Below are 19,378 nucleotides of genomic sequence, written 5' to 3' on the forward strand. Positions count from 1 at the left end.
CGCCCTCATTCCTTCCGGCTGGCAAGCGCATTGATCGCCGCCACGGTGATGGCCGATCCGCCAAGCCGCCCGCGCACGATGACCGACGGGCAGGGCGGCGCCGCCATCAGCGCGTCCTTGGATTCGGCAGCCCCTACGAAGCCCACCGGGCAGCCGATGATCGCGGCGGGGCGGGGGCAGGCGGGATCCTCCAGCATGTTCAGCAGATGGAACAGCGCGGTCGGCGCATTGCCGATGGCCACCACGGCGCCGGCCAGATGCGGACGCCACAGCTCCAATGCGGTGGCGCTGCGGGTGTTGCCCATGTCCCGCGCCATGTCCGGCACGCGGGGATCGTTCAGGGTGCAGATGACCGGATTGCCGGCGGGCAGGCGGGGCTTGGTGATCCCCTCGCTGACCATGCGCGCATCGCAGAGAATCGGCGCGCCCTCGGCCAGCGCCGCGCGGGCGGCGGTCGCCATGCCGGGGGTGAAGGCCACGTCGCGTTCCAGCCCCACCAGCCCCGCCGCATGGATCATGCGCACCACGACGGGCTCCTCGTCGGCGTCAAAGCGGGCCAGATCGGCCTCGGCCCGGATCATGGCGAAGGACTGGCGATAGATCGCGGCGCCGTCCTTTTCGTAGGTATGGGGCATCAGAGAACCTTCGGCAATTGAGTTGGGTGCAGCCCGCGCAGGGCTGCGGGATCGGAGGCGCGGCCATGGCGGATCAGGTCGAACCCCGCCGGCGTCGCGGTCAGCGTCAGATCGGCCGCGCGCGGCCAGCCGCAGCCCTTGGCGCAGCCCGAGACATGCAGCACCGCGCCCTCGGGCACCAGCGTCGCCAGACTGCGGGCCAAGGGCCGGGTGGCGGCATGGCCCTGCGGGCAGGCGGGCGCGCCGGGGCAGGCGCGCAGCCGCAAGGCGGGATCGCGGGGGTCGAGGATCAGCCCCGGCAGGGCGGGCAGGCTGCGGGTACCGGTCACCAGCACCATCCGCCACGGCGTCAGGCGCAGCGGGCCGAGGCGGGCCAGACGGCGCAGCGTGTCTGGCGGGATCTGCCCGAATTCCAGCGCCACCAGCATCCCCCAAGGGGTCGCGCCCGGTTCTGTCTGCCTGGCGGGCGCCGGCGCGGGGAGGATGGCCCCCGGGGGCAGCGCGCCCCGGGCGATCAGCGCCGCCATGCGGCCCCGACCCATGGGTGCCCCGCCCTGATCCAGAAACCAGCGGGCCAAGTCCAGCGCCTCAGTGATGTCCGTCAGCGGCGCGGCGCGCGTCATCCCCTCGGCGCGCAGCATGAGGCCGTCCGGACCGCGCTCGATGCGGATATCGGCAGGATCGCGGGTCAGGACCGGGGCCGGTCCGGGATCGACGGCAAAGCCGAATTTCGACGGCAGGGTCAGGCTGCTGGCCGCCAGAGCCTCGGCCAGCGCTGCGGCCAGCGCGTCGGTTTCGGCATCGGCAAAGGGCGTGACCATGATGTTGCGCCGCGCCTCGGTCGCCGCATCCGCGTCGATCAGCCCCTGCGCGCGCAGGGCGGCAATCAGCGGCGCATGGGAGGCGGGGGTCACCCCGCGCAGCTGCAGGTTGGCGCGGCCGGTCAGCTCGATCACCCCGTTGCCCTGCGCCTCGGCCGCATCCGCGATGGCTGCGGCCTGCGCCGCATCCAGACGCCCGCCGGGAGGGCGGATGCGCACCACCCAGCCATCGCCCGATTCCATCGGTTGCAGGGCACCGGGACACCAGCCCTTGACCCTGCTCATAGCGTCGCCGCGATGGAATTGCGCCGCGTCACCCACAGCCCGGCCTCGGCCAGGCGGCGGAAGAGGTCGCGCATCGCCTCCAGCGCCTGCGGGTTGGCCTCGGCCATGAAGGCCTCGATCTCGGGGCGGCCGAGCGTGGCGTCATGATAGAGGTCGAACAGATGCGGCGGCACGGCGCCGGCCAGATGGGCGAAGGCCGCCAGGTGATCCAGCGTGGCGGCGATCTCGGCCGCGCCCCGGTAGCCATGCGCGGTCATCGCATCCGCCCAGGCCGGATCGGCGGCGCGGGCGCGGACGGTGCGGGCGATCTCCTCGGTCAGGGTTCGGGCGCGGGGGCGGTCGGGCTGGGTCGCGTCCAGATGATAGAGGGCGGGGGCCTGTGCCCCGATCCGCGCCATGGCGGCGGCAAAGCCCGCCTCGTGGGCGGCATAATCGGCGGCCAGCAGCAGATCGCTTTCCGGCAGATCCTGGGCATGGACGAAGCTGTCGGCGCGACTCATGCGGCGCTCCAGCGTCGCGCGATCCTCGCGGCTGACACCGTCCGTGCCGATGGCCCAGCTGGAGGCCGCGATCCACGCCTCGCCCGCAGCCAGCCGTGCAGCCTCGGTGAACTGGTCGGGCGCGGTGCCCATGCCCAGCCCATACTGGCCGGGTTGGGGGCCAAAGACCCGCGCGCCTGCCGCATAGGGATTCATGTCGGGCGCCTCGTCGCGCTCGGCCAGCGTCGCCGCGCCGGTCTGGAACAGCTGCGCCAGCACCGGAAACACGTCGCGAAAGAGGCCCGAGACCCGCAGCGTCACGTCGATGCGCGGCCGGTCCAGCAGCGCCAGCGGCACCACCTCGACCCCCGAGACGCGGCCCGAGCCCTCGTCCCACACGGGCTTCAGCCCGGCCAGATGCAGGGCCATGGCGAATTCCTCGCCCGCCGTGCGCATGGTGGCGCTGCCCCACAGATCGACGACCAGCCCCTGCGGCCAGTCGCCGTGATCCTGCAGATGGCGGCGCAGCAGCTCCTCGGCCAGCTTGACGCCCTGCGCGTGGGCCGAGGGTGTGGGGACGGCGCGCGGATCGACGCTGAAGAGGTTGCGCCCGGTGGGCATCACGTCCGAGCGCCCCCGGTTGGGCGAACCCGAGGGCCCCGGCGCCACGAACCGCCCCTCCAGCGCCGCCATCAGGCCCGCGCGTTCCTGCGCCCCGCAGGCGCCCTGACCCCAGACATGCAGACCCTCGCCATACTGGCTTTCCTTGATGTCGCAGACGAAGCGGTCGATGCGGGTGATCGCCTCGGCGGCGCTGGCGTCGGGGGGGATGCCCAGATCGGCCTCGACCCCAAGCGCGCGCGCCTCGTCGCGGATGGTGACAATCAGGCGGTCGCGGCGGGCCGGGTCCATGCCGTCGGCGGTGGAATATTCATCCAAAGACCGCTCCAGCCCCGCCATGCCGGGGGGCAGGGCGGCTGCCCGCATGGGGGGCGGCATGTGGCCGAGCGTCACCGCCCCGATGCGGCGCTTGGCCTGCGCGGCCTCGCCCGGATCGTTGACGATGAAGGGATAGATCACCGGCAGCGCACCCGTCAACGCGACGGGCCAGCAGTCGCCCGACAGCGCCACCGCCTTGCCCGGCAGCCATTCCAGCGTGCCATGCGCGCCCATATGGATCAGCGCATGCGGGTCCTGCTGCGCCAGCCACAGGTAGAAGGCGACATAGGCGTGGCGCGGAGTGCGGGTCAGGTCGTGATAGCTGTCCTCGCGCCCGTCGCGATGGCTGCGCTCGGGCTGCAGGGCCAGCCACAGCTTGCCGCGCCGTGTGACGCGCAGGTGGAGGGCCCCGTCGCGGCAATCGGGGTCGGTCTCGGGCGGGCCCCATGCGGCATGCAGATCGTCCTGCAGCGCCTGCGGCAACCGGGCCAGTGCCGCGCAATACTCCGCCAGCGGCCAGGCGACGCTGCTGTCGGGCATCGACGGCCCCGGCGCCACCCCATATCCGGCCTCCGCCAGCATCGCCGCCACCGCCTCGGCCGAGGCGGGGGCATCGAGGCCCACCGCATGGGCCAGCTGCCAGTCGCGCCCGGGATAGGTGGACAGGACCAGCGCCACTCGGCGGTCCGGCGCGGCGGTCCGGGCCAGCCGCGCCCAGGCTCCGATGCGCTCCACCGCCGCCGCGATCAGCGCCGGGTCGGGCCGGTGCGCGAAACGCGAGAATTGCAAGTCGGGATCGCGCCGCCCGGGCGACTTGAAGCTGACGACGCCGGCAAAGACGCGGCCATCCACCTCGGGCAGGACCACGTTCATCGCCAGATCCGAGGGCGACAGCCCGCGTTCCGCCACCGCCCATTCGCGCCGACGATTGGTGGAGAGGGCCACCTGAAAGACCGGACAGGACCAGCCGCCGAAGGGCGCGACCCCTGCCATTTCTTCTTTGCCCAAATACCCCTCGGCGCTGCCGCCCGAAAACCCGGTCGCATTGACGACCAGCCCCGGCCCGCCCGGCAGCCCCTCGGCCAGCCAATCCGCCAGCCCCGGCGCCTTCAGCGAGGGTGCGAAGGCCCCGATGGCCGCAAAGCCGCGCGCCCGCAGGGCATGGATCAGCGCGTCGATGGCGGCGGTGTCGGCGGCGGCCAGCCAACTGCGATAGAAGGTGACCAGCGCGTCGCACGATCCCGGCTCGGCGATCACGCCCTCATCCGGGTCGTAGAACCCCATCTGCGACAGTGTCTTGATGCCGGGCACGGGCGCCGCCTCCAGCCCCGAGGCGATCGCCATCTGCGCCAGCGCCGCCTGTGCGGCCACCGCGCCGCCCTGATCGCAATGCCGCCGCAGGACGCGCAGCACGGATGCAGGCACGGTCGAGGCCGCCTCCAGCCGCGCATCGTCGCGCCCGTCGGCGGGCAGCACGGCCAGCGCGATGCCGCGCCTGCGCGCCAGATCGGCGACCGAGGCCAGGCCGTAAGGCCAATAGGCCTCGCCCCCGATCAGCCGGATCAGGATGCCCCGGGCGCCCGACAGGGTCTGTTCGACATAGGTATCGACCGAGACCGGATGGCGCAGGGCCACCAGATTGCACAGACGCAAGGACGGCAAGCCGCCCGCCGCCCGTTTCCAGCCCGCCGCGAAGGCCCCCAGGTCGCTGTCCGAGAAGGACAGCACGACCAGATCGCCGGGCGTCTGCCCGGGATCATAGGGGGTGTCGGTCTGATCCAGACCGACCTTTTCGCGGAAGACGACATGCATCAGGCGGGACCGGTCATGCGGGTACGCCCTCAAGCACGGCGCGGATCGCCTCCGGGTTCACGTCGTCATGTTCCGCGATGACCACAAGGCGAGAGGCGCGGGGCTGATCCCCCCAGGGCCGGTCGTATTGATGCCGCACCCGCGCGCCCACGGCCTGCACCAAGAGGCGCATGGGCTTGCCCGTCACGGCCACATGGCCCTTGACGCGCAGGATGTTCTGCTCGGAGGCCAGACGGGCGATGCGGGCGGCCAGATCGGCGGGGTCGGTGATCTCGGGCAGGTCAATCACGACGGTGTCGAAATCCTCGTGCTCGTGATCGTCGGCGCCGTCATGGTGGCTGGGGCGGGCGGCGATGTCGTCCTCGGCGGCGGCCCCCAGCCCCAAGATCAGGCGGGCGTCGATCTGCCCCTCGGTCACCGTCAGGATGGGCAGCTTGCGGGGCAGTTCGGCCTCGATCACGGCGCGGGCGGCGGCGATGCCCGCCTCGCCGGCCAGATCGGCCTTGGTCAGCAGGATCACGTCGGCGCAGCTGATCTGGTCCTCGAAGACCTCGGACAGCGGCGTCTCGTGGTCCAGGCTGTCATCGGCGGCGCGCTGCGCATCGACCGCCGCCACGTCGGGGGCAAAGCGGCCCGCCGCCACGGCCTCGGCATCGGCCAGCGCGATCACGCCGTCGACCGTGATGCGCGAGCGGATCGCGGGCCAGTCGAAGGCCTTCAGCAGGGGCTTGGGCAGCGCCAGACCCGAAGTCTCGATCAGGATATGGTCGGGCTTTTGCGGCAGCGCCATCAGGCGCTCCAGCGTAGGGATGAAGTCGTCGGCCACCGTGCAGCAGATGCAGCCGTTCGACAGCTCCATGATGTTCTCGGCCGGGCAGGTGTCGTCGGCGCAGCCCTTCAGGATGTCGCCATCGACCCCCATCGTGCCGAATTCGTTGACCAGCACGGCCAGCCGCAGCCCCTGCGGGTTCTGCATCAGGTGGCGGATCAGCGTGGTCTTGCCCGAGCCCAGAAAGCCGGTGATCACGGTCACCGGGGTCTTGGTCAGGTCGCCTTTGGGAAGATCGATCATCAGGGTCACTCCTGTGGGGGGATGCGCGCAAGGCTCTGCTTGCGGAAGATGGCGGGGCGTTCGCGCCACGGCACGATGCCATCGGCGGTCGCAGCATAGGCACGGGCGCCCGACAGGATCTCGGCAGCGTCCTCGGGCATCAGGCGGCCATAGACATAGGACCATTTGCCTTTGCCCGACAGGGCCACCGAGCAGCCCTGCGAACAGGCCGACAGGCATTCGACGGCGCGGATCTCGACCCCCTCGGGGGCCGCGTCGGAGAGGGCCGCCAGCAGGGTAGCGCCGGGGCGCGGGCCTTCGGCGTCGGGGACCGCATCGGTCCCGCGGCAGGTGGTGCAGACATGCAAGACGGCGCGCATCGCGGCTTTCCTTCGGTCACGGGGCGGAACGGGGGGTGGCCGAAAGGGGGCGGCACGGGTCATCCGGCCATCGCCCTGCCGGTCGCGAAACACCCCGTTCGCCCGTCATCACTGCGTGCTGGCAGGTCTCCCGGCTTGCGGATCCTGGGGCCAGGCCCCAACGGTCGTCCCACCTTCCCGGCCCCGGGGGGCCAGTGGATCGGGCGACCTTTCCGGTCACGGTCGCGGGGGCGGCTGCGCTTGGACGGGGGATCCCGGCCTGTCGCATTCCCTCTTCGCCTGCCATAAGACAGGAACCAACACGCGCCCACCAAAAGCCCCGCGCCCCCGATTTGTCAACCGTCCAGAGGCCGTTCCATGACCCAGCCCGACCCCTCCGCCACCCCCGACACCGTCGCGCAGACCACGCCCGAGGCCCCCCCGCAGACCTCCGAGGACCTGGCCCGCCACGCCCAGAAGATGGCCAAGAAGAAGGCCGCCCGCGACCGGATGATGGAAACCAAGACCGGCGAGAAGGGGCTGATCATCGTCCATACCGGGCCGGGCAAGGGCAAGTCCTCCTCGGGCTTCGGCATGATCATGCGCTGCATCGCGCATGGGATGCCCTCGGGCGTGGTGCAGTTCATCAAGGGCGCGTGGGACACCGGCGAGCGCACGCTGCTGACCACGCATTTCGCCGACGTCTGCCAGTTTCACGCGATGGGCGAGGGCTTTACCTGGGAAACCCAGGACAAGGCCCGCGACATCGCCATGGCGCAGGCGGGCTGGGCCAAGGCGCAGCAGATGATCCGCGATCCCGCCATCCGCATGGTGCTGCTGGACGAGATCAACATCGCCTTCCGCTACGGCTATCTGGACGTGGCCGAGGTGCTGGCCTTTCTCGAGGCGGAAAAGCCGCCCATGACCCATGTCGTGCTGACCGGGCGCGGCGCGCCCGAGGCGCTGGTCGAGGCCGCCGATCTGGTGACCGAGATGACGCAGGTCAAGCACCCCTTCCGGGCGGGCATCAAGGCGCAACCCGGGGTCGAGTTCTGACCCCCGCGCAGACGCTGCGCAGAAATAACGCACATTGCCGTGAACCCGCAGGGCGGCTGCCGGGTTTATGTTCAGCCATTACTCCGGAGCCTTGCCCGACATGACCCTGCCCCCGCCCCCCCTGCTGCCCACTGACGCCGCGCTGTTCCTGGATTTCGACGGCTGCCTGGTCGAGATCGCGCCGCGCCCCGATGCTGTCGTCGTGACACAGGCCCTGCGCGACCGGCTGGCGGCGCTGCAGGACCGGCAGGGCGGCGCGCTGGCGCTGATCTCGGGTCGCGACGTGGCTGATCTGCGCGGGCATCTGGGCGGGTTTTCAGGCATGATCGCGGGCAGCCACGGGTCCGAGCTGTCGCCCGCACCGGGCCGGATCGACACGCTGCACAGCGTAGGCGTCGATGCCGCCGCCCTTCATGCCGAGGCGCATGCCCTGGCCGCCCCCCATCCCGCGATCCTGGTCGAGGAAAAGCCCCATGGGGTCGCGCTGCATTACCGCGACGATCCGTCCTTGCAGGGCTTCGTCGAACAGACCATCCAGGACATGGCCGCCCGTCACCCGCATCTGATGCTGCAGCCCGCCAAGATGGCGATGGAGCTGCGCCCGGGCGGGGTCGGCAAGGACAGCGCGCTGGCCCATCTGATGACCCTGCCGCCCTATGCGGGGCGGATCCCGGTCTTTGCCGGCGACGACACCACCGACGAGCCCGCGATGGCCGAGGCGCAGTCGCGCGGCGGTTTCGCCATCAAGGTGGGCGACGGGGCGACCGCCGCACGCTATCGTCTGGCCGACCCGTCCGCATTGGCCGCCTGGCTCGATGCTTCCCTGACCTGAGGAGACCCCATGTCCCGTCCGCCGCTGTCCCTGTCCGATCCCTCCCCGCACTCCCCGTCCGGGGATCCCGTCAGCGCAGAGGATCAGCGGGACCAGGACCCCTCGGGGACAGGGGCCCCGGATCCGTCCGCGTCGCGCCTGATCGTCGTGTCGAACCGCCTGCCTCTGGGCGACAGCCCCTCGGGCGGGCTGGTCGTGGCGCTGGAGGACGCGCTGCGCAGCTCGGGCGGGGTCTGGGTCGGCTTCTCGGGCCAGACCGAGGAAGACCCTTCGGACGATCTGGAGGATCATCCCGGCGCGGCCTTCCAGCGGCTGTCCTTCGATCTGACCCCGCAGGATCACGAGGAATACTATCTGGGCTATTCCAACTCGATCCTCTGGCCGCTGTGTCATGGCCGGCCCAACCTGATGCGGATCAAGCCGGAATATCTGGACGGCTATGCCCGGGTGAACGCCCGGATCGCGCGGATGCTGATGCCGCATCTGCGGCCCGGTGACCGGATCTGGGTGCAGGATTACCACCTGTTCCCGCTGGCCAAGGAGTTGCGCGCCCTGGGCGTCACCGCGCCGATCGGGCATTTCCTGCACATTCCCTTTCCCGGCCCCGCCGATTGTGGCGCGCTGCCCAACCCGGCCGAGCTGTTCGACTGGCTGTCCCATTACGACCTGCTGGGCTTCCAGACCGAGCGCGATCTGGGCGCCTTCGCCGAAAGCGCCCGGCAGCTGGCCGATGGCGACCAGGTGTCCGAGCAGGAATTCCAGCTGTCGGGCCGGCAGGTGCGCACGCAGGTCTTTCCCATCGGCATCGACACCGCCGCCTTCATGGCCGAGGCGGCGGAGGCGCCCGACAGCGACCGGATGCGCAGCCTGACCCGCGCGCAGATGATGATCGGCGTGGACCGGCTGGATTACTCCAAGGGCATCCCGCAGCGCTTCCGCGCCTATCAGCTGCTGCTGGAGAAGATCCCGGATCTGCACGAGAAGATCTCGTTCCTGCAGATCGCGCCGCCCACGCGCGGCGAGGTCGACGCCTATCAGGACATCCGCGAGGAGACCGAGCATCTGGCCGGGCGCATCAACGGTCAGTTCGCCACGCTGAACTGGACGCCCATCCGCTTCATCCACCGGCCCTTTCCGCGCAACGAGCTGGCAGGCCTCTACCGGCAGGCGCGGATCGGGCTGGTCACGCCGCTGGCGGACGGCATGAACCTAGTGGCCAAGGAATATGTGGCGGCCCAGAATGCCGACGATCCCGGGGTGCTGATCCTGTCGCGCTTTGCGGGCGCGGCCGAGACGATGACCGAGGCGCTAATCATCAATCCCCACGACCCCCATGATCTGGCCGTCGCCATGGCCCAGGCCATGCGCATGTCGCGCTTGGAACGGCAGGACCGGCATGCGGCCCTGCTGGAGGGGGTCGTGACCCATGACGTGGCGTGGTGGTCGCGGACCTATCTGGAGGCCTTGGGCAGCTGAGCCGGAGCCCGCGAATCACCCCGGCCGCGGAATGCGTGATCGGGGTGCCCACTCCTTGAGCAATGACCCGTTTTTTGCGCCTGCGGCATCGGCAGATGCGGGCGCGGGTGCCGCAGCGCGGCATCGCCCGATGACAGGGCGGGGGGCATGGCGCATGATGAAGGAGTGAAGCCCATGCTTCGTGGCGTCCTCCTCCGGTCCGGCCACGGACCTTCCGGAAAGCCGCCGGATCTGCCGCACCCTCCTCCCTGCGGTCAGATCCGGCGGTCTTTTCGTGTCAGGGCGAGGGGTCAGCCGATCAGCGTCGCGACATGGCGCAACGCCGCGACATAGCCCTGCAGGCCCAGCCCCGCGATCACCCCATCCGCCCGCATCGAGACATAGGAATGGTGCCGGAACGCCTCGCGCTTGTGGACCTGGCTGATATGGACCTCGATCACCGGACCGTCGAAGGCGTTCAGCGCATCCAGCACCGCGACCGAGGTATGCGTCAGCGCAGCGGGGTTGATGACGATGGCCGCCGCCTCGTCCCGGGCCTCGTGGATCCAGTCGACGATCTGGCCCTCCCAGTTCGATTGCAGGAAGCGGATGTCATGGGGCGCGGCGGCGGCGCGGCACAGCGCCTCCAGATCGGCCAGCGTCTCGGACCCGTAGATGTCGGGCTGGCGCTTGCCCAGCAGGTTCAGGTTGGGACCGTTCAGGACATGGATCAGCGGCATCACAGGGTTCCCCGGTTGGACGGCCCTTGCTAGCGCATGGGCGCGCGGCTGTCAGCAGGGCAGGAGGGTGACGGGCACCGCCTCGCCCGCCGGATCGACCAGGTGCAGGGCGGGCGGATGGGCGGTCAGGATCGCCACCGCATCGGGGGCGGGGCTGGCGGCGCTGGCCCAGGCCAGATGGCCGTCGGGCGCGATCAGCACCAGCCGGTCGCCGCGCATCCGCAGCAGGCCCGGCCCGGGCGCCTGCCACAGGACGCGGCCATGCAGCGTCAAACACGGCCCCGTCTCGGGGTCATTCACCAGCGCCACGGGCCCATCCGCTGCGGTCAGCGACTGCCCCGGCAGCAGCGGTCCCTGCAAGCGGTCGGTGGGGGTGCATTCGCCCGCCAGGCTGCGGATCATCAGCGCGTCGCGGGTGGCGCGGTCCCATCCGTGATGATCCGCCACCGCGTTCAGGATCATCAGCTTGGCCAGCGCCGCGACCGGCGTCATGTCGCCCGCAGGCAGCGCCCCCGTCGCCGCGATCCACGCCCCGGCGGCATAGTGGAACGCGCCGACCTGCCCGCCGATCGCGCGGCTGGCGATGACCACCGGCACCGGGGCCTTGCGCAGCGCCGCCTCGATCGCACCATCGCCTGCGGGGATGTTGCCCTCGCCGAAGCCCTCCAGCAGCAGGCCGGTCGCGCCCGCCGCCAGCGCCGCGCGGATCATCTGCGCCAGAAGCGGGTCGGCGGCGCGATGATCGGCGGGCACGGCGGGGATCTGGACGATGCGCTGGTCGTCGATGCGCGCGGCAATCGCCGCCAACTGCGCCCGCACCCGCGCCCGGGCCGGGGTTGCATCCAGCGCATGCGCCCCCGAGGCGGGGCCGGGCAGGGCAGGGGCCGCGCCGGGACGGATCGTGATGCCCACTTCAGCCAAGGGCGGCAGGTGCGGGCTGTCGAAGGCGGCGAAGCGGGTGGTCGAGACCTTCAGCGCCCGGTTGCCCCGCAGCAGCACACCCCCGAAGAAGACCACCACCTCGGGCAGGCGCAGCCGCGCCGCGCGCAGCGCGCCGGTCAGGTTGGCCAGCCCGTCGCTGCCGAGATTCAGCGCCAGACCCTGCGGCGTCTGCAGGAACAGGGGCAGCTGCGCGCCGGTCAGGATCACCGGCTTGGACAGGGTGGCCACGGGCAGGCCCAACCTGCCCGTGACATTCAGCAGCAGGGACAGCGCGGCGCCGCTGTAATCCATCGTGTCGGTGCCGTGCAGGATCACGAAGGCGTCGTGGTCGTCGTAGAGGTCCAGCACCCGCCCCGCCATCCGGCACCAGTCCGAGGGGCGCAGGTCGGTGCTGTCCAGCACCCCGGGGCCATGTTCGGAAAACCGCAACCCGTCATCCAGATGCAAGCTGTCGCCCGGCAGCGCCGCCGCCAGAGCCGGCCCCAGCAGGTCGGTCACCGCCTGCGCGAAGCGGGCCGGGGGCATCGGCGCCAGCGGGCTGCCGGTGCAGGTGATGGTGCCCCCGGTATTGATGATGCAGATCCGCATGACGGCGCCCCCTTTTGCCCCGCTATAGGCCGGGGCGGGGGGCGTCATCCAGTCCCAAGCCGCGCGTCAGAAGCCCGAATGGGTCTTGAGGAACTCGGCCTCCTCGGCGGTGCTGTCGCGGTCGAGGATCGCGTTCCTGTGCGGGAAGCGGCCGAAGCGGGCGACGATGTCGCGATGCTCGCGCGCGAAATGCAGCGAGCTGTCATTGCCCAAAGCCTCGTAGAGCGTGACCGAACGCTCCTGATCGGCCAGATCCTCGCTGTGCATGAAGGGCAGGTACAGGAACTGCCGCCGGTCGGCGGGCTGATCCGCGTCATAGCCCTTGTCCAGCGCCGTGCGGGCGTGGCGCAGCGCCAGATCGTTGCTTTCGAAGCTGCGCGGGCCGCCGCGATGGATGTTGCGCGGGAACTGGTCCAGCACGATCACCAGCGCCAGCGCGCTGTCCTTGTCCTCCATCCAATGGTCCAGGCGCCCGGCATGGGCCTCTTCGTAGGTGTCCGAGAAGCGGGCGGCGATGTCCTTGTCGACGGTGTCGGACTTGGCGAACCAATGCGGCTGCATCTCGTCCGAGAACCAGAAGTCCAGCACGTCGCCGGGGGTCTTGAGGTCGGGGGTCTTGGTCATGTCGGTCTCTCCGGTCAGGGAAGGGGGATGAACTCGTCGCGATCGCCTGCGGGCAGGTCGAAGCGACCCCTCCCCCAACGTGCCTCGCGCCAGTCCTGTTTCGCCTGCTCGATCCGCTCGCGCGAGGAGGCCACGAAATTCCACCAGATGTGGCGCGGCCCGTTCAGCGTCGCCCCGCCAAGCGCCATCAGCCGCGCGCCCTGGTCGCCCGCCGCCACGGTGATCGCGTCGCCGGGGCGGAACACCATCATCTGCCCTGCCTGGAAATCCTGACCGGCGACGCTGATGCTGCCTTCGGTGATGTAGATCCCCCGATCCTCGTGATCGGTGGGCAGGGGAAACCGGGCGCGGGGCTCCAGCGTGACATCCAGATAGAAGGTGTCGGAATGCATCCGGGCGGGCGCCACCTCGCCATAGGTATGGCCCAGGATCAGGCGGGCATGGATGCCCCGGTCGCGGATCTCGGGCAGGGCGGTGGCGGCGTGGTGTTCGAAGCTGGGGGCGATCTCCTCATGCGTTTCCGGCAGGGCGATCCAGGTCTGGATGCCCAGGAGGCTGCTGGGTCCGGCGCGCACGGCGTCCGGACTGCGTTCGGAATGGGTCACGCCGCGCCCGGCCACCATCCAGTTCAGCGCGCCCGGCGTGATGATCTGGTCCGCGCCGGTGCTGTCGCGGTGCTGGAAGCTGCCGCGATACAGATAGGTGACGGTCCCAAGGCCGATATGGGGGTGGGGGCGCACGTCGATGCCTTGGTCGGTCAGGAATTCCGCCGGGCCCATCTGGTCGAAGAAGATGAAGGGCCCCACCATCTGGCGCTTGGGCGCGGGCAGGGCGCGGCGCACCTCGAAGCCGCCCAGGTCGCGGGCGCGGGGGATGATCAGGGTCTCAATCGCCTCGGCACCGATCTGGTCGGGGCATCCGGGGGTCAGGGCAGGGTTCCAGCTCATGGGGGGTCCTCCTTGTGTCTGGTCAGAAGGGTGGGCCCGAAGTCGCGACGCGGCAAGGGTTGTGGCGTTCGGCTGCGGCGAACGCCGGGTTGGCGCGCGGGGCCGTGGCGCCCCGGGCGGGCCGCGCGCATCTTGGCGCGGGAAAGGAGGTCGCCATGACCGGACTTCATCACGTGACGGCCATCACGCGCGACGTGCAGGCCAATGTCGATTTCTGGATGGGCTTTCTGGGACTGTCGCTGGTCAAGCAGACGGCGGGGTTCGAGGATGCCCGCCAGCTGCACCTGTTCTATGGCGATCCGCAGGGCCGCCCCGGATCGCTGGTCAGCTTCCTCGTCTGGCAGGACGGCGCCCCGGGCCGCACCGGCCACGGCCAGGTGGCCGAGATCGCGCTGGCCATCCCGCGCGCCCGGATCGGCGACTGGCTGACCCGCGCCCTGCAGCAGGGCGTGCCGGTCGAGGGGCCGGGCCGCGAGTTCGGCGCCCCGGTGCTGCGGCTGAAGGATCCCGACGGGATCATCGTCAAGCTGGTCGGCACCGAGGCGCCCGACGCGGGCTGGCCCGCCGCCCCCGCGCGGATGCAGGGCGTCACGCTGTGGTCCGAGGACGCGCCTGCGACGGCGGCGTTTCTGGCACGCTTTGGCTATCGCCCGGGCGGGGTCGAGGCGGGGGTGACCCGGCTGGTCTCGGACCGCGACGTGCTGGACATCCGTCCCGCGCGGGGCTTTGTGCCCGGCATCCCCGGCACCGGGGTGATCGACCATGTCGCCCTGCGCGTCCGGGACGTGGCGGCGATCGCCGCCCATGCCGCCGGGTTGTCGGACGTGACCGAGGTGACCGTCCACGACCGGCTGTACTTCACCTCGCTCTATGTCCGCGAGCCGGCGGGCATCCTGATCGAACTGACGACCGACGGTCCCGGCATGGCCGCGGACGAGGCCGCCGATGCCCTGGGCCGGGTCCTGAAGATTCCGCCCCATGTGACCGACGACACCGACCTTCGGCTGCACCTGCCGCAATTCGCCCGACCGGGAGAGGAGAGACGACCCATGCGCGACCTGCCCTTCATCCACCGCATCCATGCTCCGGCGGATGCCGACGGATCGACCCTGCTGCTGCTGCACGGCACCGGCGGGTCCGAGACGGACCTGATGCCGCTGGCCCACGGCATCGCGCCGCGCGCGACGCTGCTGGGCCTGCGGGGCCGGTCGACCGAAGAGGGATCAGCCCGGTTCTTCCGCCGCCTGTCGATGACCCGCTTCGATCAGGACGACATCCGGTCCGAGGCCGCGGCCTTCGCCGCCTTCTGGACGGGGGCACTGGCGGCCTATGACCTGGATCCCGCCCGGCTGACGGTGCTGGGCTATTCCAACGGCGCGAATTTCGCGGCGGCGGTGATGGCGCTGCATCCGGGGCTGATCGCGCAGGCGATCCTGATGCGACCGATGCTGGTGCTGGATCCGGTGCCCAAGGCCGACCTGTCGGAGGTGCGGGTGCTGACCCTGCAGGGGGCGCAGGATCCCTATGGCGCCCACGCGCCGGCGCTGAACGACTGGCTGGCGGCCTCGGGCGCCGATCTGGACGCCCGCGTGATGCCCGCCGGGCACCAGCTGTCCCCGGACGATCCGAAGCTGGCCCGGGATTGGCTGGCGGCATGACGGAACCCCGCCTCCGGAAAACCGGGGGCGGGGCATACCGTGGGACTGGTTACTCGAGGCAAACCCGGAGAGGATGCGACGGTTCCCCCACGCTTCGGTGAGGCGGGGATGTGCTTTGGCCTGTGATATCAAGGCAACAGGATCAGGAAAGGCCGCCGGGGTTGCCCTTGGCGGCCTTTCGGCATGCGCCCCGCCGGGCGCGTCATGGACGGGGGGCCATCACGTCCTGTCGCGCGATGGCCCCCCTTGGAACCGCTGCCCGTCGCTCAGACGAGGGGCTTCAGCCCGGCCTCGATCTGGGCGCGGCGGCCTTCCAGGAAGGGCGGCAGGGACAGGCCCTCGCCCATCGTCTCGCGCGGCTCGTCCACGTCGAAGCCCGGGCCGTCGGTCGCCAGCTCGAACAGGTTGCCCCCCGGCTCGCGGAAGTAGAGCGAGCGGAAATAGAACCGCTCGACCTCGCCCGAGGAGGGCACGCGGAACTGCGCGACGCGGTCGGTCCAGGCGGTCAGGGCGGCGGTGTCGGGCACGCGGAAGGCGACGTGATGGACCCCGCCCGCGCCTTGGCGCGCCTGCGGCAGGCCGGGCTGGACGGCGACATGCAGCTCGGCTGCGGCCCCGCCCTCGCCCATCTCGAAGACATGGACCTGGCCCTGCCCGTCGGGGCTGGCATAGTCGCGGACCCGGCGCATGTTCATGACCTGGGTCAGCAGGGCCTCGGTCGGAGCCAGATCGGGGACCGAGATGGTGATCGGCCCCAGCCCGCGGATCTGGTGGTCCGCCGGGATATCGCTGCCCTCCCAGGGATGGCCCGCGGGGGCGGGGGCGGCGATCAGGCGCAGGCGCTGGCCCTCGGGGTCCTCGACATCCAGACTGGCGCGCCCGTCCAGGGTGGTGATCGGCCCCGCCAATCCGTTCAGGCGGTCGGCCCAATAGTCGAGGCTTTCCTCGGACACGCGCAGGCCGGTGCGGGTGATCGCGTTGGTGCCGCGCCGCTCGGGGGCGGTGGGCCAGTCGAAGAAGGTGATGTCGGTGCCGGGGCTGCCCGCCCCGTCGGCGAAGAACAGGTGATAGGCCGAGGTGTCGTCCTGGTTCACCGTCTTCTTGACCCGGCGCAGGCCCAGGGTCTGGGTGTAGAAGCGGTTGTTGCCCGGCGCATCGGCGGTGATGGCGGTCAGGTGGTGAAGTCCGGTCAGCTGCATGGCAGGGTCCTTTCATCGGGGCTTGGTCCCAATATGGCGCGGGCGGGGCGTTCGCGGCACCCGCGTGGGCGGCAACCCCGCGTTCGGTTCTTGCGAACAGCCCTCGGGGCGATATGCTGGCGGCGATGGCAGGAACGATCAGCGATATCGAGACCTTTCTGGCGGTCCTGGATGCGGGCAGCATCTCGGGCGCGGCGGCGCGGGCGGATCTGTCCAAGTCGGTGGTCAGCAAGCGCATCAGCGATTTCGAGACGGTGCTTGGCGTGGCGCTGTTCACGCGCCATGCGGGGCGGATCGCGCCGACCGACAGCGCCCTGTCGCTGGCCGACCGCCTGCGCCCCGCCTTGGCCGAGCTGGTGGCCGCGACCGAAAGCGCGGCATCGCCGCAGACCGCGCTGCGCGGTCGCCTGGCCATCGCCGCGCCGATGAGCTTCGGCATCCGCCATCTCGGCCCGGTGATCGCGGATTTCGCCCGCGCCCATCCCGGGCTGGAGATCGTGCTGGATTACGACGACCGGCATACCGATCTGGCGCGGGCGGGGTTCGATCTGGGCCTGCGCATCGGGCACCTGAAGGACAGCAGCCTGATGGCGCGGCGCCTCTGCGAGGATCCCCGTGCGCTGGTGGCCAGCCCCGACTACCTGGCGCGGCAGGGCGGGATCCGCCAGCCCTCGGATCTGGCCCGGCACGAGGTCATCGGCTATCTGAACGCGCGCCTGGCCGAGATCTGGCCCTTCGGCGCCGAGACGGGCGCGCCGCGCCCGGGTCGGATCACCGCCAACAATGGCGAGGCGATGCGCGACATGGCCCTGGGCGGGCTGGGGCTGGCGCTGCTGCCGCTGTTCATCGTGCATGATGCGCTGCGCGACGGGCGGCTGGTACGGGTGCTGCCCGACCTGCCGCAGGAGCCCCTGCCGATCAGCATGGTCTGGCCGCCGATCCGCCCGATGCCGCGCAAGACGCGGGCGCTGATCGATCACATGGCGGGGGCCTTTGCCGAGGCGCCTCCGTGGCAGGCGGGGCTGTTGCGTCCCGCGACGGCCGGGGGGCCAGCCCCCCGGACCCCCCGGGATATTTGAGGACCAATGCAGGGCCGAGGCCCGGAGGAGACAGGATGTTGCTCGATCCGAATACGCCGTTCTTCAGACCGCTCTGGGTGCGGGTGCTGTGCGTGGTGATGCCGCTGATCTGGGCCGGGGTCGAGGTCTGGACCGGCAATCCGCTCTGGGCGGTCCTGTTCGGGGGGGCCGGCATCTATCTGGGGCTGGCCCTGTTCGTCTGGCGGCGGCCGGAGCCCTGAGGCCCCGGCCGCCGCCCCGGAGGTCTCAGGCCGCCAGGTCGGGCGCGCCGGTCAGCCAGGCGAAGCCGTTGGCGGGCAGGGACAGGCGGTCGCCGTCCAGCGTGGCCTGCGAGGGGCCGGTCAGGGCCGTCTCGCCGGTGACCTGCATCTGCAGCGGCTCGGGCGAGAGGTTGAAGACGGCGGTCAGCGACCGGCCGTCCTGGCTGCGGCGGAAGGCCAGGAGCGGCTCGGGCAGGTCGAGGAACCGGGTCTGTCCCCACCGCAGTTCCGGCTGGTTCCTGCGGAAGGCCAGCGTCGCACGATAGGCCGCCAGCACGCTGTCGTTGCGGCCCTGCTGATGGGCCACGGCGCGCAGGGACTGCTCGTCCTTGACCGGCAGCCACGGGACGCTGTCCGAGAACCCGGCATGGGGTTCGGTCGCGTCCCAGACCATCGGCGTGCGGCAGCCGTCGCGGCCGCGGACCTCGGGCCAGAAGCGCAGGGCGGGCGGATCGGTCAGCTCGTGATACTCGAGCGTGGTCTCGGTCTGGCCCAGCTCCTCGCCCTGATAGAGGCAGATGGTGCCGGGGAAGGACAAAAGCATCGCCGCCGACTGCCGGGCCAGCGCGTCGGGATCGGTGGCATGATCCGCCCATCGGCTGACATGGCGCACCACGTCGTGGTTCGAGAAGGACCAGCAGGCATGGCTGTCGGGCGCGTGGTCATGCACCCCCTGGATCGTGTGGCGGAAATGCGTGGCGGTGAAATCCTCGCTGAGCAGGCCGAAGCTGTAGCACATGTGCAGCAGATCGTCCCCGGCGGTGTATTCGGCCATCAGGTCGATGGCGGGCTGGCCCAGCTCTCCGATCTCTCCGACCATCATGCGGGCGTCGTAGTCGTCGGTCAGCGCCCGCATCCGCTTGAGGAAGGCGATGTTCTCGGGGCGGTTCTTGGAATGGATGTGGCGCTGGCGGGGGAAGGTCTCGGGGCCGTCGTAATCGGGGTTGGGCGGGTTGTCGCGCAGCCGGTCGTCGTGGAAGTAGTAGTTCACCGTGTCCAGCCGGAAGCCGTCGACGCCGCGATCCAGCCAGAAGCGCATCGTGTCCAGCAGCGCGTCCTGCACCGCCGGGTTCCACATGTTCAGGTCGGGCTGCTCGGCCAGGAAGTTGTGCAGGAAATACTGCCGCCGGCGCGGTTCCCATTCCCAAGCCGGGCCGCCGAAGACCGAGGGCCAGTTGTTGGGCGGCGTGCCGTCGGGCTTGGGGTCGGCCCAGACATACCAGTCGGCGCGCGGGTTCGTGCGGTCGGCGCGGCTTTCCGCGAACCACGGATGGCGGTCGCTGGAATGGCTGATGACCTGGTCGATGATGACCTTCAGCCCCAGCTGGTGCGCGCGGGCCACCATCGCGTCGAAATCGGCCAAGGTGCCGAACAGCGGGTCGATGTCGGTATAGTCGGCGACATCATAGCCCATGTCCTTCTGCGGCGAGGTGAAGATCGGCGACAGCCAGATCGCATCCACGCCAAGCGCCGCCACATGGTCCAGCCGCCGTGTGATGCCCGGCAGGTCGCCGATCCCGTCGCCGTCGCTGTCCTGAAAGCTGCGCGGATAGATCTGATAGATCACCGCATCCCGCCACCATTCCGCCATTCCGCCATCTCCTTGGATCATCCGAT

General features: G+C 70.7%; 17 protein-coding genes and 1 riboswitch. Of the genes, 6 read left to right on the top strand and 11 right to left on the bottom strand.

The window, feature by feature from the left end:
* Nucleotides 1-5: 5 nt before the first annotated feature.
* Genes FA743_RS06455 through FA743_RS06475 form a run of 5 tightly spaced genes read right to left on the bottom strand, consistent with a single transcriptional unit; the run spans nt 6 to nt 6,402 of the window.
* Nucleotides 6-635, bottom strand: coding sequence for a precorrin-8X methylmutase (locus FA743_RS06455; RefSeq protein WP_136885061.1), 630 nt, complete (start codon nt 633-635; stop codon nt 6-8).
* Nucleotides 635-1,741 (bottom strand): precorrin-3B synthase, encoded by a 1,107-nt coding sequence (gene cobG, locus FA743_RS06460; protein ID WP_136885062.1) that lies wholly within the window; start codon nt 1,739-1,741, stop codon nt 635-637. The genes FA743_RS06455 and cobG overlap by 1 nt, the downstream gene beginning before the upstream one ends.
* Nucleotides 1,738-4,971 carry a cobaltochelatase subunit CobN gene (gene cobN, locus FA743_RS06465; protein ID WP_136885270.1) on the bottom strand — a complete coding sequence of 1,078 codons (3,234 nt, stop codon included), beginning with the start codon at nt 4,969-4,971 and terminating at the stop codon, nt 1,738-1,740. The genes cobG and cobN overlap by 4 nt, the downstream gene beginning before the upstream one ends.
* 13 nt (nt 4,972-4,984) lie before the next feature.
* Nucleotides 4,985-6,043, bottom strand: a complete 1,059-nt coding sequence (cobW, locus tag FA743_RS06470; RefSeq protein ID WP_136885063.1) for a cobalamin biosynthesis protein CobW — start codon at nt 6,041-6,043, stop codon at nt 4,985-4,987.
* 5 nt (nt 6,044-6,048) lie between these two features.
* Nucleotides 6,049-6,402, bottom strand: coding sequence for a DUF1636 family protein (locus FA743_RS06475; protein ID WP_136885064.1), 354 nt, complete (start codon nt 6,400-6,402; stop codon nt 6,049-6,051).
* 103 nt (nt 6,403-6,505) lie between these two features.
* A riboswitch (cobalamin riboswitch) is annotated at nt 6,506-6,718 on the bottom strand.
* A 41-nt stretch (nt 6,719-6,759) separates the two neighbouring features.
* On the opposite strand from FA743_RS06475, the gene cobO reads away from it, so the two are divergent.
* From cobO to FA743_RS06490, 3 genes are all read left to right on the top strand, one after another.
* Nucleotides 6,760-7,437 carry a cob(I)yrinic acid a,c-diamide adenosyltransferase gene (cobO, locus tag FA743_RS06480; protein ID WP_136885065.1) on the top strand — a complete coding sequence of 226 codons (678 nt, stop codon included), beginning with the start codon at nt 6,760-6,762 and terminating at the stop codon, nt 7,435-7,437.
* A 100-nt stretch (nt 7,438-7,537) separates the two neighbouring features.
* Nucleotides 7,538-8,269: a trehalose-phosphatase gene (gene otsB, locus FA743_RS06485; protein WP_169308792.1), complete on the top strand. Its 732-nt coding sequence runs from the start codon at nt 7,538-7,540 to the stop codon at nt 8,267-8,269.
* A gap of 9 nt (nt 8,270-8,278) precedes the next feature.
* Nucleotides 8,279-9,745: an alpha,alpha-trehalose-phosphate synthase (UDP-forming) gene (locus tag FA743_RS06490; protein ID WP_136885067.1), complete on the top strand. Its 1,467-nt coding sequence runs from the start codon at nt 8,279-8,281 to the stop codon at nt 9,743-9,745.
* Nucleotides 9,746-10,035: 290 nt separating this feature from the next.
* Here the strand turns inward: FA743_RS06490 and aroQ are convergent, their stop codons facing one another.
* The 4 genes from aroQ to FA743_RS06510 form a co-directional block, all read right to left on the bottom strand.
* Nucleotides 10,036-10,464, bottom strand: coding sequence for a type II 3-dehydroquinate dehydratase (gene aroQ / locus FA743_RS06495; protein ID WP_136885068.1), 429 nt, complete (start codon nt 10,462-10,464; stop codon nt 10,036-10,038).
* Between the two features lie 51 nt (nt 10,465-10,515).
* The gene (locus tag FA743_RS06500) at nt 10,516-11,994 is read right to left on the bottom strand and encodes an asparaginase domain-containing protein (RefSeq protein WP_169308793.1); all 1,479 of its coding nucleotides are present in this window, start codon (nt 11,992-11,994) and stop codon (nt 10,516-10,518) included.
* Nucleotides 11,995-12,060: 66 nt separating this feature from the next.
* Entirely contained in the window at nt 12,061-12,618 is a 558-nt protein-coding gene (locus FA743_RS06505; protein WP_136885070.1) for a DUF924 family protein, read from the bottom strand.
* 14 nt (nt 12,619-12,632) lie between these two features.
* Nucleotides 12,633-13,565 (bottom strand): pirin family protein, encoded by a 933-nt coding sequence (locus FA743_RS06510; RefSeq protein ID WP_136885071.1) that lies wholly within the window; start codon nt 13,563-13,565, stop codon nt 12,633-12,635.
* Nucleotides 13,566-13,720: 155 nt separating this feature from the next.
* Here FA743_RS06510 and FA743_RS06515 point away from each other — a divergent pair, with 155 nt between their 5' ends.
* Entirely contained in the window at nt 13,721-15,223 is a 1,503-nt protein-coding gene (locus tag FA743_RS06515; RefSeq protein WP_136885072.1) for a VOC family protein, read from the top strand.
* Nucleotides 15,224-15,489: 266 nt separating this feature from the next.
* Here FA743_RS06515 and FA743_RS06520 read toward each other — a convergent pair whose 3' ends face one another.
* Entirely contained in the window at nt 15,490-16,422 is a 933-nt protein-coding gene (locus FA743_RS06520; RefSeq protein ID WP_136885073.1) for a ring-cleaving dioxygenase, read from the bottom strand.
* A gap of 125 nt (nt 16,423-16,547) precedes the next feature.
* Between FA743_RS06520 and FA743_RS06525 the strand changes: the two genes are divergently transcribed.
* Entirely contained in the window at nt 16,548-17,501 is a 954-nt protein-coding gene (locus FA743_RS06525; protein WP_136885074.1) for a LysR family transcriptional regulator, read from the top strand.
* Nucleotides 17,502-17,536: 35 nt separating this feature from the next.
* Nucleotides 17,537-17,722 carry a hypothetical protein gene (locus tag FA743_RS06530; protein WP_136885075.1) on the top strand — a complete coding sequence of 62 codons (186 nt, stop codon included), beginning with the start codon at nt 17,537-17,539 and terminating at the stop codon, nt 17,720-17,722.
* 25 nt (nt 17,723-17,747) lie between these two features.
* Here FA743_RS06530 and FA743_RS06535 read toward each other — a convergent pair whose 3' ends face one another.
* Nucleotides 17,748-19,352, bottom strand: coding sequence for an alpha-glucosidase (locus FA743_RS06535; protein WP_136885076.1), 1,605 nt, complete (start codon nt 19,350-19,352; stop codon nt 17,748-17,750).
* Nucleotides 19,353-19,378: the final 26 nt, after the last annotated feature.

Source organism: Paracoccus gahaiensis, from assembly GCF_005048225.1.
Taxonomy (GTDB): domain Bacteria; phylum Pseudomonadota; class Alphaproteobacteria; order Rhodobacterales; family Rhodobacteraceae; genus Paracoccus; species Paracoccus gahaiensis.

Coding starts and splice junctions, on each gene's coding strand:
- FA743_RS06455 (WP_136885061.1), bottom strand. CDS start 635: ATGCCCCATACCTACGAAAAGGACGGCGCCGCGATCTATCGCCAGTCC.
- cobG (WP_136885062.1), bottom strand. CDS start 1,741: ATGAGCAGGGTCAAGGGCTGGTGTCCCGGTGCCCTGCAACCGATGGAA.
- cobN (WP_136885270.1), bottom strand. CDS start 4,971: ATGCATGTCGTCTTCCGCGAAAAGGTCGGTCTGGATCAGACCGACACC.
- cobW (WP_136885063.1), bottom strand. CDS start 6,043: ATGATCGATCTTCCCAAAGGCGACCTGACCAAGACCCCGGTGACCGTG.
- FA743_RS06475 (WP_136885064.1), bottom strand. CDS start 6,402: ATGCGCGCCGTCTTGCATGTCTGCACCACCTGCCGCGGGACCGATGCG.
- cobO (WP_136885065.1), top strand. CDS start 6,760: ATGACCCAGCCCGACCCCTCCGCCACCCCCGACACCGTCGCGCAGACC.
- otsB (WP_169308792.1), top strand. CDS start 7,538: ATGACCCTGCCCCCGCCCCCCCTGCTGCCCACTGACGCCGCGCTGTTC.
- FA743_RS06490 (WP_136885067.1), top strand. CDS start 8,279: ATGTCCCGTCCGCCGCTGTCCCTGTCCGATCCCTCCCCGCACTCCCCG.
- aroQ (WP_136885068.1), bottom strand. CDS start 10,464: ATGCCGCTGATCCATGTCCTGAACGGTCCCAACCTGAACCTGCTGGGC.
- FA743_RS06500 (WP_169308793.1), bottom strand. CDS start 11,994: ATGCGGATCTGCATCATCAATACCGGGGGCACCATCACCTGCACCGGC.
- FA743_RS06505 (WP_136885070.1), bottom strand. CDS start 12,618: ATGACCAAGACCCCCGACCTCAAGACCCCCGGCGACGTGCTGGACTTC.
- FA743_RS06510 (WP_136885071.1), bottom strand. CDS start 13,565: ATGAGCTGGAACCCTGCCCTGACCCCCGGATGCCCCGACCAGATCGGT.
- FA743_RS06515 (WP_136885072.1), top strand. CDS start 13,721: ATGACCGGACTTCATCACGTGACGGCCATCACGCGCGACGTGCAGGCC.
- FA743_RS06520 (WP_136885073.1), bottom strand. CDS start 16,422: ATGCAGCTGACCGGACTTCACCACCTGACCGCCATCACCGCCGATGCG.
- FA743_RS06525 (WP_136885074.1), top strand. CDS start 16,548: ATGGCAGGAACGATCAGCGATATCGAGACCTTTCTGGCGGTCCTGGAT.
- FA743_RS06530 (WP_136885075.1), top strand. CDS start 17,537: ATGTTGCTCGATCCGAATACGCCGTTCTTCAGACCGCTCTGGGTGCGG.
- FA743_RS06535 (WP_136885076.1), bottom strand. CDS start 19,352: ATGGCGGAATGGTGGCGGGATGCGGTGATCTATCAGATCTATCCGCGC.